The organism is Pseudoduganella sp. GW821-FHT12E03 (genome assembly GCF_058807115.1).
Genome location: NZ_JBXAQJ010000001.1, coordinates 373,227 through 390,461, shown reverse-complemented (window position 1 = coordinate 390,461; position 17,235 = coordinate 373,227). Strand labels below are relative to the sequence as shown.

Annotated in this window: 8 protein-coding genes; 6 read left to right on the top strand and 2 right to left on the bottom strand. The window is 64.9% G+C overall.

What is annotated here, in order from left to right; genetic code table 11:
* The first annotated feature begins 38 nt into the window (after positions 1 to 38).
* From AC1RRC_RS01540 to serB, 6 genes are all read left to right on the top strand, one after another.
* Complete coding sequence (locus AC1RRC_RS01540) at positions 39 to 1,679, top strand: methyl-accepting chemotaxis protein (RefSeq protein ID WP_493053481.1); 1,641 nt, start codon at positions 39 to 41, stop codon at positions 1,677 to 1,679.
* Between the two features lie 94 nt (positions 1,680 to 1,773).
* Positions 1,774 to 2,502, top strand: coding sequence for a carbonic anhydrase (locus AC1RRC_RS01535; RefSeq protein ID WP_493053480.1), 729 nt, complete (start codon positions 1,774 to 1,776; stop codon positions 2,500 to 2,502).
* Positions 2,503 to 2,639: 137 nt separating this feature from the next.
* Positions 2,640 to 4,877 carry a TonB-dependent receptor gene (locus tag AC1RRC_RS01530; protein WP_493053479.1) on the top strand — a complete coding sequence of 746 codons (2,238 nt, stop codon included), beginning with the start codon at positions 2,640 to 2,642 and terminating at the stop codon, positions 4,875 to 4,877.
* Positions 4,878 to 4,980: 103 nt separating this feature from the next.
* Positions 4,981 to 10,923 carry an AAA family ATPase gene (locus AC1RRC_RS01525; RefSeq protein ID WP_493053478.1) on the top strand — a complete coding sequence of 1,981 codons (5,943 nt, stop codon included), beginning with the start codon at positions 4,981 to 4,983 and terminating at the stop codon, positions 10,921 to 10,923.
* Between the two features lie 71 nt (positions 10,924 to 10,994).
* Entirely contained in the window at positions 10,995 to 14,444 is a 3,450-nt protein-coding gene (gene mfd / locus AC1RRC_RS01520) for a transcription-repair coupling factor (protein WP_493053938.1), read from the top strand.
* Between the two features lie 21 nt (positions 14,445 to 14,465).
* On the top strand, positions 14,466 to 15,308 hold the full coding sequence (gene serB / locus AC1RRC_RS01515) for a phosphoserine phosphatase SerB (protein ID WP_493053937.1): 843 nt from the start codon (positions 14,466 to 14,468) through the stop codon (positions 15,306 to 15,308).
* 3 nt (positions 15,309 to 15,311) lie between these two features.
* On the opposite strand, the gene AC1RRC_RS01510 is transcribed toward serB, so the two are convergent.
* On the bottom strand, positions 15,312 to 16,217 hold the full coding sequence (locus tag AC1RRC_RS01510; RefSeq protein ID WP_493053477.1) for a lipase secretion chaperone: 906 nt from the start codon (positions 16,215 to 16,217) through the stop codon (positions 15,312 to 15,314).
* 3 nt (positions 16,218 to 16,220) lie between these two features.
* Entirely contained in the window at positions 16,221 to 17,129 is a 909-nt protein-coding gene (locus AC1RRC_RS01505; RefSeq protein ID WP_493053476.1) for an esterase/lipase family protein, read from the bottom strand.
* Between the last annotated feature and the right edge of the window lie 106 nt (positions 17,130 to 17,235).

The window sequence follows — 17,235 nt, the reverse complement described above, 5'->3', positions numbered from 1 at the left end:
GAGGCACATCAGGACCATTCACGGAAGGACCCGTCGTTATGAACGTCAATCGCTGGAAAATCGGCGCCCGCCTGGCGGCCGGCAACGCCGTCATGCTCGCCCTGTTGACACTGGTCGCGTTGACAGGGATGAATGGCATGTCGCGCAGTAATGATGCGCTGCACCACATCACCCGCGTCAACGTCGCCAAGCTGGCGCTGCTCGAAGAAATGTCGGAGTCCGTGCACATCGTTGCACGCGTGATCCGCACCATGGCCCTGATCGACAACCCGGCTGACGCGCAGGCGGAATTCTCCAAAATCACGGCCGCGCGCAGCCACTACGACGCGGCGCTGGCCAAACTGCAAGCCATGCCACTCGACGGCGCGGGGCTTGCCGCCGTGTCCAGCATCAAGCACGCCGGCGACAGTGCGCGCCCGCTCAATAACCGCTTCCTGGAACTGGTGCGCAGCGACCGCCCTGCCGCAATCCAGCTGTTGCGCACCGACGCGGCTGCGGCGATGGCGCACTGGCAAGAGGAATTGCACACGTACGAAAAGCTGCAACGAACCAGGAATGAGCAGGACGAAGTCAGCGCCGAACAGGCTTACCAGCAAGCGCGCCGATGGATGCTGGCGGCGTTCGGACTGGCGGTGGGCGGTGGCGCCGCGCTCGCGTGGCTGCTCAGCCGCTCTATCGTTCATCCATTGCGCGATGCCGTTTCCATCGCACGGCAGGTGGCGGCAGGCGACCTCAGCACTGCTATCGCGTGCAGCGGCCGCGACGAAACTGCCGATTTGCTGCGTACGCTGGCGGACATGAGCGACAAGTTGCGCGCCCTCGTTGAGCAGGTGCGCAACGGCGCCGAATCAGTGGCGGCCGCCTCTGCGCAGATCGCCACCGGCAATCTCGACTTATCGGAGCGCACCGAGCAGCAGGCCGGCGCGCTGGAGGAGACCGCGGCATCGATGGAACAGATCACCAGCACGGTGCGGCAAAGCATGGATCATGCGCAATCGGCACAACAACTGGCCGAGCGGGCGGCCGACGATGCGCGGCATGGCGGCCACGTCGTGACGCAGGTCATCGCCACCATGGGCGCGATCGACACGGCGTCGCGCAAGATCGCCGACATTACCAGTGTGATCGATGGCATAGCGTTCCAGACCAACATCCTGGCCCTGAACGCCGCAGTGGAAGCGGCACGGGCCGGCGAACAGGGACGCGGCTTTGCGGTGGTGGCATCGGAAGTGCGCACCCTGGCGCAACGCTGTGCCACTGCGGCGCGCGAAATCAAGGCACTGATTGCCGATTCCGGCGCACAGGTCGACGAGGGTTCACGCCAGGTGAACCTGGCCGGCACGGCGATCGCACAGGTGGTCGAGCGGGTGCGCGAAGTCAGCCAGGCCGTGTGCGAGATCAGCACCGCCAGCCGCGAGCAAAACGCGGGCATCGGCCAAATCAATGAGGCGCTGACGCAAATGGATACCGCCACCCAGCAAAATGCCGCGCTGGTCGAGGAGGCGGCATCGGCCGCCGACGCGATGCAACGGCAGGCTGCGGCGCTAACCCGGCTGGTCCAGGTATTCCATACTGGCGGGAACACTGACCGCGACGTCGGCCCACTGGTGAAGCGCCCGGCCGGCGCTATGCAACATGCCGATACAGATAGACACACTGCACTGTTGCGTTATGCGTAATAGTTACAATTGGTGAATTTTTCTCTCTGGAAGCGCACTACCGTGTAATCTCTCCCCGCCCGTCTTGGGCATCATCAGATAGGAGCAAGCAGGAATGAAGAAAATCGTATTCGCGGCATTGATGGCCTGCGCCGGCACTGTTATGGCCGCCGATGGCGCAAAATGGACGTATGAAGGTGAGACCGGTCCGCAGCAGTGGGCCAAGCTGACGCCCGATAACTTTGCCTGCACCGGCAAGAACCAGTCGCCGATCGACATCAAGGGCACTGTCCATGCGGGCCTGAAGCCGCTGAAAATGGAATACAAGGCGGCCGGCAATGAAGTACTGAACAATGGCCACACCCTGCAAGTGAACTTCGCCCCCGGCAGCACTTTGCAGCTGGATGGCACCCAGTTCGAGCTGAAGCAATACCACTTCCACGCCCCGAGCGAAAACCTCGTCAATGGCCAGTCGTACCCGCTGGAAGTGCACCTGGTGCACGCGGACAAGGATGGCAACCTGGCCGTGATCGGCGTGATGTTCAAGGAAGGCGCGGAAAACAAGGCATTGAAGGCGTTGTGGCCGCAATTGCCGAAAGAAGCCAACAGCAAGAATGCGCTGGCCGCCCCGCTGTCGGCCGCCAGCCTGCTGCCGGCCAAGCATGCGTACTTCCGTTTCTCCGGCTCGCTGACCACGCCGCCGTGCTCGGAAGGCGTGCGCTGGCTGGTCATGAAAAACCCGGTCACGGTCTCGAAAGAACAGGTTGCAGCGTTTGAAGGCATCCTGCATCATGCAAATAACCGTCCGGTGCAGCCGCTGAATGGACGCGTGATCGTCGATTGATCGACAATTAATCGGCTGTCTGGCAACGGGAATTTCCGCGCTTGGATGCCGGCTCCGTTGCCAGACGCCTTGCCGGGGGCGAAGGGTACCGCCGGCTCATTGGCGCCACTGTCCGCAGGATTGCAAGGATGCCCACTTTGAGCACATGGCCCACAGTTTGGTTCACCGGCGCGCTGGTGCTCAGTGCGCAATCCCTGGCGCAGGCAGGGCCGGACCAGCCGTCCGGCGCCGGCGGCCAGATCGACCGCGTCGTCGTCACCGCGGAACGCCGCACCACCACACTCGACACCACGCCGGCCGCTATCACGGCCCTGAACGGCGAGCGGCTCGCCGAGCAAGGCGCCACCAGCCTTGCGGACGTGCTCAACCTAGCGCCGAACACCGCATTTTCCTCCCAGGGCTCGACCCAGATCTTCATTCGCGGCATCGGCGACGTGTTCCTGCTGGCCGGCGGCGATCCCGGTGTGGCGCTGCATGCCGACGGCGTCTATCTGTCCGACCAGACCAGCACCAATCTTGCCCTGTTCGACACGCAGCGCGTGGAAATCCTGCGCGGCCCGCAGGGCGCGCTGTACGGACGCAACGCCACCGGCGGCGCGATCAACCTGATTTCGGCGCGGCCGACAACAACCTTCCAGTCCCGACTCGGCATCGAGGCCGGCGCCTACGGCAACCGGCAGGCCGAGGGCTTCATTTCCGGTCCACTCGGCGCCAGCGCCACCACGGCCCGCCTGTCGTTCCAGCGCAAGGACGCCGACGGCTATACCCGGAACCCGCTGGCGGGCCTGCCGCCCGCCCCGATGGTATCCGGCGGCCCGGTCTTCGCGCCGCCCGGCGGGCTCGACGACCTGCACTCCACCGCGTTGCGGCTGCAGACCGCGACACGCTTTGCCGGCCAGGCCGGCTTGCGCCTGATCGCCGGCTATTACCACCAGAATGACAATGGGCGTAGCCTGCCGCTGTTGCTGGACCCACTGATGAATTCATCCTTGCTGTATGGCTTGTATCCCGAGGCCGATCCACGGCGCCAGGCGAGCCAGGGGGCCACCAACCGGATCGATGTGCGCTCGCTGCAGGCCGTCTACGAACAGCCGCTCGGCGGCGGCGCCCTGAGCCTGACCGCGGCGTGGCGCAAAAGCGCCGTGCACCGTGCGTGGGATGGCGACGAGACCGCGGCGCCCAGCGCCATGGTGCGCTTCATCACCGCCAGTATCGACCGCAGCATCGGCCTGCATTTCATTTCCCCGGACCAGGCCAGGCTGCAATGGCTGGCGGGGCTGGCGGTGCTTGATTTCAGCCAGCGGCAAGACGTTTCATTGCAGGCCCAGGTACCGTTTGGCTTCGTGGCGCCCGGCCAGTCCCTGACCGCGGCGCTGCCGGGTGGCTTCCGGGTCGAGCTGGGCGGCCCCGTCCGCACCCGTTCGGCCGCGGCCTACGCCGACCTGCGCTATGCGCTGACGCCGTCGCTGGCCTTGCTGGGCGGGGTACGGCTGAACCGCGACACCAAGCGCGCCGACGAATACCAGGCGCTCACGATACCGGCATTCGGCCTGGCCGGAACGCAGACCGGCACGCCACGCGATGGCTGGACCAGCCTGACCGGCAGCGCCGGGGCCGAATACACGCTGGCGGCGGGCGCGCTCGGCTATGCGCGTCTGTCGAACGGTTTTAAATCCGGCGCCGTCAACCTGGGGGCGCTGCAGGGCAGCCTGGTCCGGCCGGAAAAGGTCAGCGCGCTCGAACTCGGCCTAAAGACCCGCTTCCTGGACCGGCGCGCCGCCTTCAATGCCGCGGTGTTCAGCAGCACCTACAAGGACATGCAAGTGGCCCAGACCAGCAGCGCCAACGTCATCCTGGCCAATGCCTCCCGGGCCAGGATCCATGGCGCGGAATTCGAGCTGATGCTGCGCCCGGCGCCAGCCTGGCTGCTCAGCGCGACGCTCGGGCTGATGGATCCGGCCTACCGCGATTTCACCAATACCGATACACGCAACGCTCCAGGCCGCGCCGTCAATGTCAGCGGCAACCAGCTGGCGCAAGTGTCCAGGAGCCAGCTGGGCATGGGTGCCGAGTACACGCGCCAACTGGACGGCCTCAGGCTGTCGTTGCGCGGCGACACCATGCGGCGCGGCAAACTCTACTTCACGGAATTCAACACCGCCGACGCGATGCAGAAAAGCTACAGCCTGCTGAATCTCGCCGCGTCCATCGCGCCGGCCTCCGGTGGCTGGAAACTTTACGGCTATGTCCGCAACGCCACCAATACCACCGCCATCACCAGCATGCTGATCACCGGCACCAACCTCGGTTCAGCCCGGCAAGTGACGTATACGCCGCCACGCCAGGCCGGCATCGGCGCCACGGTGGAATTTTGAACTACTGGACAATCCGGCAAAATTTTATGCCGGACAAGGGCGTGCAATTTACCCTGGCGTGTCACTAGTTATGTAATATTCTGTACCAGGGCAAGGAGACGCCATGGTCATTCCCGATCACCGCATGCTGACTCTGGACGCGGTCCAACCGGATGGCGCTTGCTTGGACCTGGCCGATTGCCTACGCATCGCCAGCCAGGTGGCCCAAGCCCTGGCCGGCCTCCACGCCGCCCAGCTCATCCACCGTGATATCCGGCCCGCCAGGATCGTCGTCACCCGCAAGCATGGCGCAATGCAACTGGCGGACCTGGGCCCGGCCCTGGCCGCGGAAAACGCCGCGCCTGGCGACTGGGCCTATGTCTCGCCCGAGCAGACCGGGCGCATGAACCGCCCGGTCGACTACCGCAGCGACTTCTATTCGCTGGGCGTCACGCTGTACCGCATGCTGACGGGGCAATTGCCATTCCAGGGCGGCGATCCGCTGGAGTGGACCCATTGCCACATCGCCCGCAGCGCGCCGCCACCCAATAGCGTGAAGGACATCCCCGAAGCGGTTTCGGACATCGTGATGAAACTGCTTGCCAAGCGGCCCGAAGACCGCTATCAAAGCGCGCGCGGGCTGGAAACCGATCTCGCGCGCTGCCTGGCGCAATGGCAGGCCGGGGGCCGCATCGCGCCCTTCCCGCCGGGCGCCGACGATGTCTCCGGGCGCTTCCAGATTCCGCACCGGTTGTATGGACGCGAGCGCGAGCGCGCCGCCCTGCTGGACGCCTTTGCCGACATGGCGGCCAGCGGCGACGCGGCGCTGGTGACGGTATCGGGCTATTCCGGCATCGGCAAATCCGCGCTGGTGCACGAGCTGCAAGAGCCCATCGTGCGCGAACGCGGCTACTTCATCTCCGGCAAGTTCGACCAGTTCATGCGCGACGTGCCCTACGCCACACTGACCCAGGCGTTTCGCGACCTGGTCCAGCAACTGCTGACCGAGAGCGAAGAGCGCATCGCCGACTGGCGCCAGCGGATCCAGGCCGCCGTCGGCGCGCACGGCCAGTTGATCGTCGATGTGTTGCCGCAAGTCGGGCTGATCATCGGCGCGCAGGCGCCGGTGCCGGCACTGCCGGCGGCCCAGGCGCAGCATCGCTTCCACCAGGTGTTCCAGCGTTTCATGGCGGTATTTACCAGCCACCGCACGCCGCTGGTGCTGTTTCTCGACGATATGCAGTGGGCCGATGCGGCCAGCCTGCAATTTCTCGAGCATCTGCTGCCGCACCCGGACGCCGGCCGGCTGCTGCTGATCGCCGCCTACCGCGACAACGAAGTCAGCGCCACGCATCCGCTGATGGCGGCGCGCGAAGCGGTGCGCGCCAACGGCACGCCGGTGACCGGCATCGAGCTGACGCCGCTGTCGGTCGCGCACCTGAACCAGTTGGTGGCCGATACCTTGCATGCGGCGGCCGACACCTGCCTGCCGCTTACGCGGTTGATTTTTGAACGCACCGAAGGCAACCCCTTCTTTTTTACCCAATTCCTCGGCGCCTTGCACAAGGATGGCGTGCTACGGCATGATCCGGCGCGCCGGGCCTGGTGCTGGGATGTGGCCCGGATCCGCAGCCGCGATTTCGCCGACAACGTGGCCGGCCTGATGTCCGGCAAGTTGCGGCGCCTGCCCGAACCCGTGCGGGATGCGCTGCGGCTGGCCGCGTGCCTGGGCAACAAGTTCGACCTGGGCCAGCTCGCGCTGGCCGCCGGACTGCCCATCGATGAAACCCGGCGGCGCCTGGCGGCCGCGGCCGGCGAAGACTTGATCGTGCTCACGGGCGGCAGCGGCAAATTCCTGCACGACCGGATCCAGCAGGCCGCCTATGCGCTGATTCCTGCGCAGCAGCATGCGGCGGTACACTTGCGCATCGGCCGCCTGCTGGCCGCGCATCTGAGCGCCGGCCAGATCGACACCGAGCTGTTCGACCTGGCGAACCTGTTCAACCACGGCGCCGCGCTGCTGACCGAGCCGGCCGAGAAAGAGCGGGTGGCCACGCTCAACCTGCGCGCCGCCCGCAAGGCCAAGGCCTCGGTGGCGTATGCATCGGCCTGCGTCTACCTGGCGGCGGGCATGGGCCTGTTCGGCGAACCGGATTGGGACAGCCGGCATGAACTGATGTTCAGCCTGATGCTTGAGCGCGCCGATTGCGAGTTTCTCAGCGGCGGCCTGGCGGTAGCCGGACAACTCATTGCCGAACTGATGTCCCATGCGCGCTCGAAGGCTGAGCATGTTGCGGTGTACCACCAGAAAACCCGGCTGCACGTGATGCGGTCGGAATGTGCACAAGCGGTCGACAGCGCGCTAGCCGCCCTGGGCCTGTACGGCGTCGGCCTGCCCGCGCATCCCGGCTGGAAACAGGTCGAAGACGAGTACGAACTGGTCTGGCGCAACCTCGGCGCAAGGACCCTCGACGACATCGCCAGCCTCGCGCCCATGCCCGATCCGGACCGCCTGGCCGGCATGGAGATATTGGTGGTGCTGACCGCCCCGGCGGCCTTCACCGACTTTCCCTTGTTTTGCCTGACGGTCTGCCGCATGGTGAACCTGAGCCTGCTGCACGGCGCCAGCAACGCCTCTCCCTATGCCTACGCCTTGTTCGGCTTTTTGCTCGGTCCGACGTTCAAGCGCTACGCCGATGGTTACCGTTTCACCAGGCTGGCCAGCGAGCTTGCCAACCGGAATGATCAAACCACCAACAAGGCGGAGATGTACCTGCTGGCGAGCGTCAACACACTGTGGACGCAACCGGTCGGGACCGCCATCGACTTCCTGCGTGCGAACTTCCACGTCGGCCGCGAAACGGGAGACGTTTTCAGCGCCTGCAACAACTGGGTCTTGCTGGTCGGCGCGCAACTGTTGCAGGGCGCACCGCTCGATACCGTGTGGCGCGAGGCTGAAAAAGGCCTCGACTATGTGCGCAAGGCAAAATACCAGGACGACATCAACGTCATCACCAGCCAGCAGCGCTTCATCGCCAACATGCAGGGACGGACCGCCCACTTTTCCACCTTCAGCGGCAGTGGCGCCGAGGCCTTCGACGAGACCGCCTTCGAAGCGCAACTGCAAACAGACCAGACCGCTCAACCCATCTGCCGCCACTTGCTGTTCAAAATGCAGGCGCGCTACCTGTCGGGCGACTACGCCGAAGCCATGACGGCGATGAGCGCGCTGCACGCCCAGGCCTGGGCGTTGAGCAACCTGCCACTGCTGTTGCTCGAGTACCACTATTACGCCGCGCTGACGCTGGCCGCCGCGCACGATACCGTAGTCGCCGGCGCCGCCGGCCCGGCCGACGAGCGCGCAGGCTGGCGCGCGCAATTGGCCACGCACGCGGACCAGTTGCGCGAATGGGCCGAACATTGCGCGCCGACCTTTGCCGACAAGCACGCGCTGGTTGCGGCCGAGGCCGCGCGCCTCGACGGCTGCGACGGCGACGCGATGCGCCTGTATGAGCACGCCATCGAATTGGCGCACGATAACGGCTTCGCCCACTACCAGGGCGTCGCGCACGAAGCGGCGGCCCGCTTTTACCTGGCGCGCGGCGCCGCCACCGCCGCCCGCGTTCACCTGGGCGAGGCGCGCGCCTGCTTTGCACGCTGGGGCGCCGGCGGCAAAGTCCGGCAACTGGACACCCGCTACCCGCAACTGTGCGCGCAGCCGATTCCGGCGGCCGCCGCCGCGCCCGACACCGGCGCGGCGCGGCTGGACACGCTGTCGGTGGCCAAGGCGTCGCAAGCGATCCTGGGCACGATCGTGCTCGCCGAGCTGACCGACACGCTGATGCGCATCGTGCTGGAAAACGCCGGTGCGCAGACGGGCGCCCTGCTGCTGCTGCGCAACGATGAACTGGTGCCCGCCGCGCAAGCGGGCCCGCTCCCTGGCCAGGCGCAGCCCGCGTGCCGCGCGCCCGAAACCATCCTCAACTATGTCCGGCGCAGCCACACGGCGGTGCTGCTGCCCGACTCCAGCAAGCCGAATCCATTTGCAGCCGACCCCGACCTGGCCAGCCATCGGCCGAAATCGGTCTTGTGCCTTCCCATCATCCGGCAAGCCAGGCTGGTCGGCGTGCTCTATCTGGAAAACACCCTGACCACCCACGCGTTCACGCCGGAACGGGTGACGGTGCTCGAACTGCTGGCTTCGCAGGCGGCGATCTCGCTGGAGAATGCCCTGCTGTACGCCGACCTCCAGCAGGAAAATGCCGAGCGCAAGCGGGTCGAAGCCGCCTTGCGCGAACGGGAAGCGCGCATCCGCCGGCTGATGGAATCGAACATCATCGGCATCGTCTTCTGGGACTTGCAAGGCGATATCAGCGACGCCAACGACGCCTTCCTGGACTTGATTGCCTATCGCCGGGACGAGCTGGCGTCCGGCAAAGTGCGCTGGAAGGATTTCAATCCACCCGAGTACGCCGCGGCTGACGCGCAAGCCAGGGAAGAAGTCTTACGCACCGGTAAATTGCTTTCTTACGAGAAGGAATTCATCCGCAAGGATGGCCGGCGCGTGCCGGTCCTGATTGGCAGCGCCCTGCTGGAAGGGTCGCAAGACCACGCGGTCGGCTTCGTACTCGACCTCTCCGAGCGCAAGCAAGCCGAGGCCGAACGCAGCGCGCGCCTGGCGGCCGACGCGGCGAACCGCGCCAAGAGCGCTTTCCTGGCCAACATGAGCCATGAATTGCGCACGCCGCTGAACGGCATCCTGGGCTATGCGCAAATCCTGCAGCGCGTGCCCGGGCTCGCCGACAACCAGCGCACGGCGCTCAATGTCATCCACCATAGCGGCGAGCATTTGCTGAACCTGATCAACGATATCCTGGACTTCGCAAAAATCGAGGCCAGCAAGCTGGAACTGCACGGCACACCAATCCGGCTGGCTGAATTCCTCGACATCGTCAGCGAAATCGTGGCCGTCAAGGCAACCCAGAAAGGCCTGGCCTACCACAGCGATATTGCGCCCGATTTGCCGGAGGCGATACAGGCCGACGAGAAGCGATTGCGCCAGGTGCTGCTCAACCTGCTGTCGAACGCCATCAAATTCACCGACCACGGGCACGTGACACTGCGCGTGCGCAGTCCCGCTCCCGCGCGCTTGCGCTTCGAAGTGCGCGACACCGGGGTCGGCATCGGCGAGCTGGAACGGGAGCTGATCTTCGAACCCTTCGAACAAGTCGGCGAGCGCCAGCGCCGGCATGGCGGCACCGGGCTGGGACTGGCGATCAGCCGCCAGTTCCTGCGCCTGATGGGCAGCGACATCCTGCTCGATAGCCGCCCCGGCGAAGGCAGTACCTTCTGGTTCGAACTGGAGGTGGAACCGGTGGCGCCCGCCGCCCCGTCCCGCGCCAAAGGAGCCGCGTGCGGCTATCGTGGCGCACGCCGGACCATCCTGGTGGTCGATGACGTGCGCGAGAACCGCATGGTGCTGAACGATATGCTCGGCCCCCTGGGCTTCACGGTTGCCGAGGCGGCCGACGGCGCCGAAGGGCTGGCGCAAGCCCAGGCCTTACGGCCGGACCTGATCCTGATGGACCTGGCGATGCCCGGCATGGATGGCCTGGAAGCCATGCGCCGGCTGCGCCAGTCGCCGGATCTCGCCGCCGTCACAGTCATCGCGGTGTCGGCCAGCGCGGGCGACAACCACGCGGCCGGCAGCATCGCGGCGGGGGCCAATGCCTTCCTGCCGAAACCGGTCAATCTCGATCGCCTGCTGGACGAGATCGGTGCGCAGTTGAAACTCGAATGGATCATTGCCACACCGGAAACACCGCCCACGGCGGAACCGGCCGACCTGCCGCTGGTCGCGCCGCCGCCGGAGGAAATGGCCATCCTGCACCAGTTGGCCCTGCGGGGCAACATGCGCGATATCGCGCGGTGGGCCGACCACCTGTCCGGACTCGACCCGCGTTACCGGCCATTCGCCAGCAAGTTATCCGAACTGACCAGGGAGTTTCGCTCCAAGGCCATACTCGAATTGGTGACACGGTGCATGGGGCGCGGCGAAACAGAATAGTGTCGCATCGTCTATAATGCTCGATGCACACGGCCCCTGCTGCCGCGCTCAACCGTTCACTGATGTCATCGATGTCCTTTGAATTAAATAAAGTTTTACCGAAACCCGGCAACCGCTTCGTGTTGCCTGCTTTGTATGGCTCGGCCGATGCGTATGCGCTGGCGCGGGCCGCGTTGCAACTCAAGGCGCAGGGCAAGATGCTGGCCGTGATCGTGGCGCAAGCGTCCGATGGCCAGCGCCTGCTCGATGAAATTCCCTGGTTTGCCAATGGCCAGCTGCGCTGCCACTTGCTGCCGGACTGGGAAACCCTGCCGTATGACGCGTTTTCGCCGCACCAGGACCTGGTGTCGGAGCGCCTGGCCACCCTGCATGAAATCCAGACCGGCCAGTGCGACGTCATGATCGTGCCGGCCACCACGGCGCTGGTGCGCATGGCGCCGCCGTCGTTCCTGGCCGGGTACACGTTCTTCTTCAAAAAAGGCGAATCGCTCGATGAAGCGAAGCTGAAAGCACAGCTGACCCTGGCCGGCTATACCCATGTCAGCCAGGTGATGTCGCCCGGCGAATATTCGGTGCGCGGCGGCCTGATCGACCTGTTCCCCATGGGGTCCGCCCTGCCCTACCGGCTGGACCTGTTTGGCGACACGATTGAAACCATCCGCACCTTCGATGCCGACACCCAGCGCTCGCTGTATCCGGTACATGAAGTGCGGCTGCTGCCGGGCCGCGAATTCCCGATGGATGAAGCGGCCCGCACCACGTTCCGCTCGCGCTGGCGCGAACAGTTCGAAGGCGATCCGTCGCGCGCCGTGGTCTATAAAGATGTCGGCAGCGGTATCGCCTCGGCCGGTATCGAATATTACCTGCCACTGTTCTTCGAAGACACCGCAACCCTGTTCGATTACCTGCCCGAAGGCAGCACCCTGGCGCTGGTGGGCGACATCGATGCCGCCATCAAGCGCTTCTGGCTCGACACGGAATCGCGCTACCGCTTCCTGAAATCCGACCGCGAACGCCCGCTGCTGCCGCCGGAAGCGCTGTTCCTCGGCGACGAGCAATTCTTCACCCTGGCCAAACCGCATCCGCGCCTGGCGATCGGCACCGTGGCCGACAAGGCCGGCGCGCCGTCCGAACTGTCCGCGCCGGTGCCGGACGTGGCGGTCAACCGCCACCTCGACGATCCGCTGGCCAACTTGCGCGCCCTGTTGCTGAACACGCAGCGCCGCGTGATGATTTGCGCCGAGTCGAACGGCCGCCGCGAAACGCTGCAGCAGTATTTCAGCGAGTTCGACTTGCATCCGGCGCTGACCGAAGGCTTTGACGGCTTCCTCGCGTCCGATGCGAAAGTCACCTTGGGCGTGGCGCCGCTGCAGGCCGGCTTTGCGCTGACGGCCGACAAGCTCGACCTGCTGTTCATCACCGAGACCGAACTGTATGCCGGCAGCGGCCGCCGCGCCGGCAAGAAAAAACAGGAGGCCGTCAGCCAGGTCGAATCGATGGTGCGCGACCTGTCGGAATTGAAGATCGGCGACCCGGTGGTGCACATCAATCACGGCATCGGCCGCTACCTCGGCCTGGTCAGCATGGACCTGGGCGAGGGAGAGACTGAATTCCTGCACCTGGAATATGCGAAGGAATCCAAGCTGTACGTGCCGGTGTCCCAGCTGCACGTGATTTCCCGTTATTCCGGCGCGTCGCCGGACGATGCGCCGCTGCACACGCTCGGTTCCGGCCAGTGGGAAAAAGCCAAGCGCAAGGCCGCCGAGCAAGTGCGCGACACCGCCGCCGAACTATTGAACCTGTATGCGCGCCGCGCGGCGCGCCAGGGCCACGCGTTCGAGTATTCATCGCACGATTACGAACGTTTCGCCGAGAGCTTCGGCTTCGATGAAACGCCGGACCAGGCCGCCGCCATCATGAACGTCATCAAGGATATGACGTCGGGCAAGCCGATGGACCGGCTGGTGTGCGGCGACGTCGGCTTCGGCAAGACCGAAGTCGCGCTGCGCGCCGCCTTTATTGCCGTCATGGGCGGCAAGCAAGTCGCGATCCTGGCGCCCACCACGCTGCTGGCCGAACAGCATGCGCAAACCTTTGCCGACCGCTTTGCCGACTGGCCGGTCCGGATTGCGGAAATGTCGCGCTTCCGCACCGGCAAGGAAATCGCCAACGCCATCAAGGGCATGCAGGATGGCACGCTCGATATCGTCATCGGCACCCATAAATTGCTGTCGGACGACGTCAAGTTCACCCGCCTGGGCCTGGTCATCATCGACGAGGAACACCGCTTCGGCGTGCGCCAGAAAGAAGCGCTGAAATCGCTGCGGGCCGAAGTGGACGTGCTGACCCTGACGGCGACACCGATCCCGCGCACCCTGGGCATGGCGCTGGAAGGCTTGCGCGACTTTTCCGTGATTGCCACGGCGCCGCAAAAGCGCCTGGCGATCAAAACCTTCGTGCGCGGCGAGGCCGAGTCCATCATCCGCGAGGCCTGCCTGCGCGAGTTGAAACGCGGCGGCCAGGTGTACTTCCTGCACAATGAAGTGGAAACCATCCAGAACCGCCTGGCCAAGCTGGAAGAATTGCTGCCGGAAGCGCGCATCGCCGTGGCCCATGGCCAGATGCACGAGCGCGACCTGGAAAAAGTCATGCGCGATTTCGTGGCGCAGCGCTACAACATCCTGCTGTGCACGACGATTATCGAAACCGGTATCGACGTGCCCACCGCGAACACCATCATCATGCACCGCGCCGACAAGTTCGGCCTGGCGCAGCTGCACCAGTTGCGCGGCCGCGTCGGCCGTTCGCACCACCAGGCTTATGCCTACCTGCTGGTGAACGACATGCAGGGCTTGTCGAAGCAGGCCCAGCGCCGCCTCGACGCGATCCAGGCCATGGAAGAACTGGGCAGCGGCTTTTACCTGGCCATGCATGACCTGGAAATCCGTGGCGCCGGCGAAGTGCTGGGCGAAAACCAGTCCGGCGAAATGCTGGAAGTCGGGTTCCAGCTGTATACCGACATGCTGAACGAAGCCGTGCGCGCACTGAAAGCCGGCAAGGAGCCGGACCTGGCCGCGCCGCTGTCGTCCACCACGGAAATCAACCTGCACGAGCCGGCCCTGTTGCCCAACGATTTTTGCGGCGACGTGCACGAGCGCCTGTCGATTTATAAACGCTTGGCCAACTGCGAGCGCCAGGACCGGATCGACGACTTGCAGGAAGAATTGATCGACCGTTTCGGCAAGCTGCCCGACCCCGCCAAGGCGCTGATTGAAACGCACCGCCTGCGCATCCTGGCCGCCACGGTCGGCATCGTCAAGATCGACGCCCATAGCGAAGCGGCCAGCTTGCAATTCATGCCCAAGCCGCCTATCGACCCGATGCGCATCATTACGCTGATCCAAAAGAACAAGCAAATCAAACTCAATGGGCAGGACAAACTCAAGATTGCCGCCAGCATGCCGGACTTGCCGGCCCGCGTCGCGCAAATCAAGAACGCCATCAAACAACTCACAAGCTAAATGAACACGAACGACTACACCATGAACCTGGTGCTGCAAGGCCTGGGTTCCTGCATGCCAGCCCTGGAACGGATTGCCGCCCTGACCGCGCCACAACGCATCGTGCGCATCGCCGACAACGCGATCCGCTGCGAAGGCATCACGTATTCCGTCGCGCTGCGCCACACCATCGAAGTGGCGGCCCACGCCGCCCAGCTCGACGCCACCTACATGATGGGCGTGCACAAGCTCAATGAATTCCGCCTGGTGGCGATGGACATGGATTCCACGCTCATCACTATCGAATGCATCGATGAAATCGCCGACATGCAGGGCTTGAAGCCGCAAGTGTCGGAAATCACTGAAGCGGCCATGCGCGGCGAACTGGATTTCTCGGCCAGCCTGCGCAAGCGTGTCGCGCTGCTGAAGGGCCTGGACGCCTCGGCGCTGGAACGCGTGTATGACGAGCGCCTGCAACTGTCACTGGGCGCGGAAAACATGCTGGCCGCCGTCAAGGCCGCCGGCCTGAAAACCCTGCTGGTCTCGGGTGGGTTCACCTTCTTTACCGCACGCCTCAAGGAACGCCTGGGCCTGGACTTTACGCTGGCCAATGAACTGGAAATCATCGATGGCAAGCTGACCGGCGAAGTGCTCGGTGAAATCGTCGATGCCGACGTCAAGAAGCGCACCGTCGAACACGTGTGCGCGTCGCTGGGCATCGATCCCCAGCAAGCCATCGTCATGGGCGACGGCGCCAACGACCTCAAAATGATGAGCGTGGCCGGCATGTCGGTGGCGTTCCGCGCCAAGCCGGTGGTGCGCGAGCAGGCCAGCGTGGCGCTGAATTTCGTCGGCCTCGACGGCATCCTGAATTTGCTGGGTTGACCGTTATTCGTACGCCGCCAGCCGCTTCTGTTCCTGCGCGCTGAAACCGGCGTCGCGCAAGCGCTGCAGCGCCGGCATATCGTCCGGCGCCAGTTGGCGGCGCTGCTGCTGGTAAGCGGCGATACGCGCCTGCCATTGCGCCTGCTCCTTGTCCAGCTCCGCCAGGCGGGCCGCCGCTTCCGGCGTAAACGCCGCCGCGCGGGCACGGTACACTTCATTATCCCCCGCGCCCTGCGCCCGCATTGCCGCCACCGACTGTTCCACGTTGACGATCGCCAGCGGCGCCGCGCGTTGCGCCCGCTGTTGCGGGCTAAGGGCCGCATCGAGCCCGGCCAGTTTCGCCTGCCGCTGCGCCGCGGATAACTGTTTGTCTTGCGAGACTTCGAACCGTGCCAGCGCATCGGCGTCATAGGCGTCGGCATCGCCAAACATGCCGGCGATTTCCCGCTCCGTAAAATAAGCCTTGCGCAGTTTCAGCATCGCATCGCGCCGCGCGCGGGCCCCGGCCAGCATGTCCCCGCCGGGCTTGAGCGTCTCTTCCAGCGTGGCCAGCGCCCGCTTGTAGTCAAGGTATTTCCCCAGCAATACCTTGGCCTGCCGCGCCGGGCCCGGCGCCAGCCGCCGCTCCAGCTCGCGTTCAATTTCCGCGCGGATCGCATCGAGTTCGCGTTCGCCCAGGCCGGCCAGGTAGTAATCAAACAGGTAACCCAGTTCCGCATCGACCACCAGCTGCCGCGCCGCATCCTGGCGTACGTTGCCATCGGGACGGGTGCCCTCCATCGAGCGCACGAACGGCGCGGCTGGGGCCGGCGCGGCGGCGGCCGGTGCTGGCGCCGGCTCCGGACGCTGCGTCAGCCACACGGCGGCCGCCAGCGCCAGCGCGGCGCCAGCCATCAGTTTGCCGTCCATGCCTTACAGCCCCAGCCCTTGCAAGCGGTTCGCATGCTGGCGGTACAGGGTCAAGGGATTGGTTTCAAACAGGTTGGTCAGGCCGAACATCTGGTTGACTTCATCGAGGTGGTTCAACTTGTAATTGTCGCGGATGACCTTGCCGAGGTGGGTGGAACAGGTTGCCACCAGTCCGTCATTCGGTTCACCATTGAACGCTTGCGTCGTCAGCAGGAAATGCAGATCGACCACATCGAGCGGATTGGTGATGATCTTGGCGCCACTCCACGAAAAATAATGAATACCGTTGACCTGGTATGCCCCTTCACCGCACGCGGTGGCGGGTATGCCTTGCGGATGCTGCGCATTGAAGGCCAGCGAACCCGCCGTGCTCAGCGACCGCGCCGCGCCATGCGCATCCTGCGGCAGGGTTGGGTCGCCGCCCAATGCGCTCATCAATGCTGAAAAGCCTTCCAGCACCGGGTATACGGGCTCAGGGGCATTGCCGATCAGCACGTCCGCCACCTTGGACCCTTTGTTGACCCCGCCAACGCTCGTCACCGACGCCACCAGGTCCGGCCGCACCGAAGCGACATAGCGCGAAGTCGGACTGCCATGGCTGTGGCCAATCAGGTTGACCTTGGCGGCGCCCGTCACCGCCAGGATTTGCTGGACCTGCGCCAGCAATTGCTCGCCCCGCACTTCCGTGGAATTCGTGGCCGACACTTGCACCAGGTAAACGCTGGCGCCGCCGCTGCGCAGCGCGTTGGCCACGCCGTAGAAATAATCGTAGGGACCGATGCTGTCATAGCCAAACAAGCCGTGCACCAGCACGATCGGATATTGGGTTTGCGTGTACCCGGCCGCATGACCGGTGACGGAGAACCACGACAGGGCCAGCAATGCGCACAGCTTCAGCACGAACTTTTTCATTCAGGGTCTCCCGTAAGTACCGCCCGGCCCCACGCCGGACATGCTCTGGACAAATATAACATTGCCATTTCAACATCCCGGCCCGCACGATAGGACGGTCTTGGCT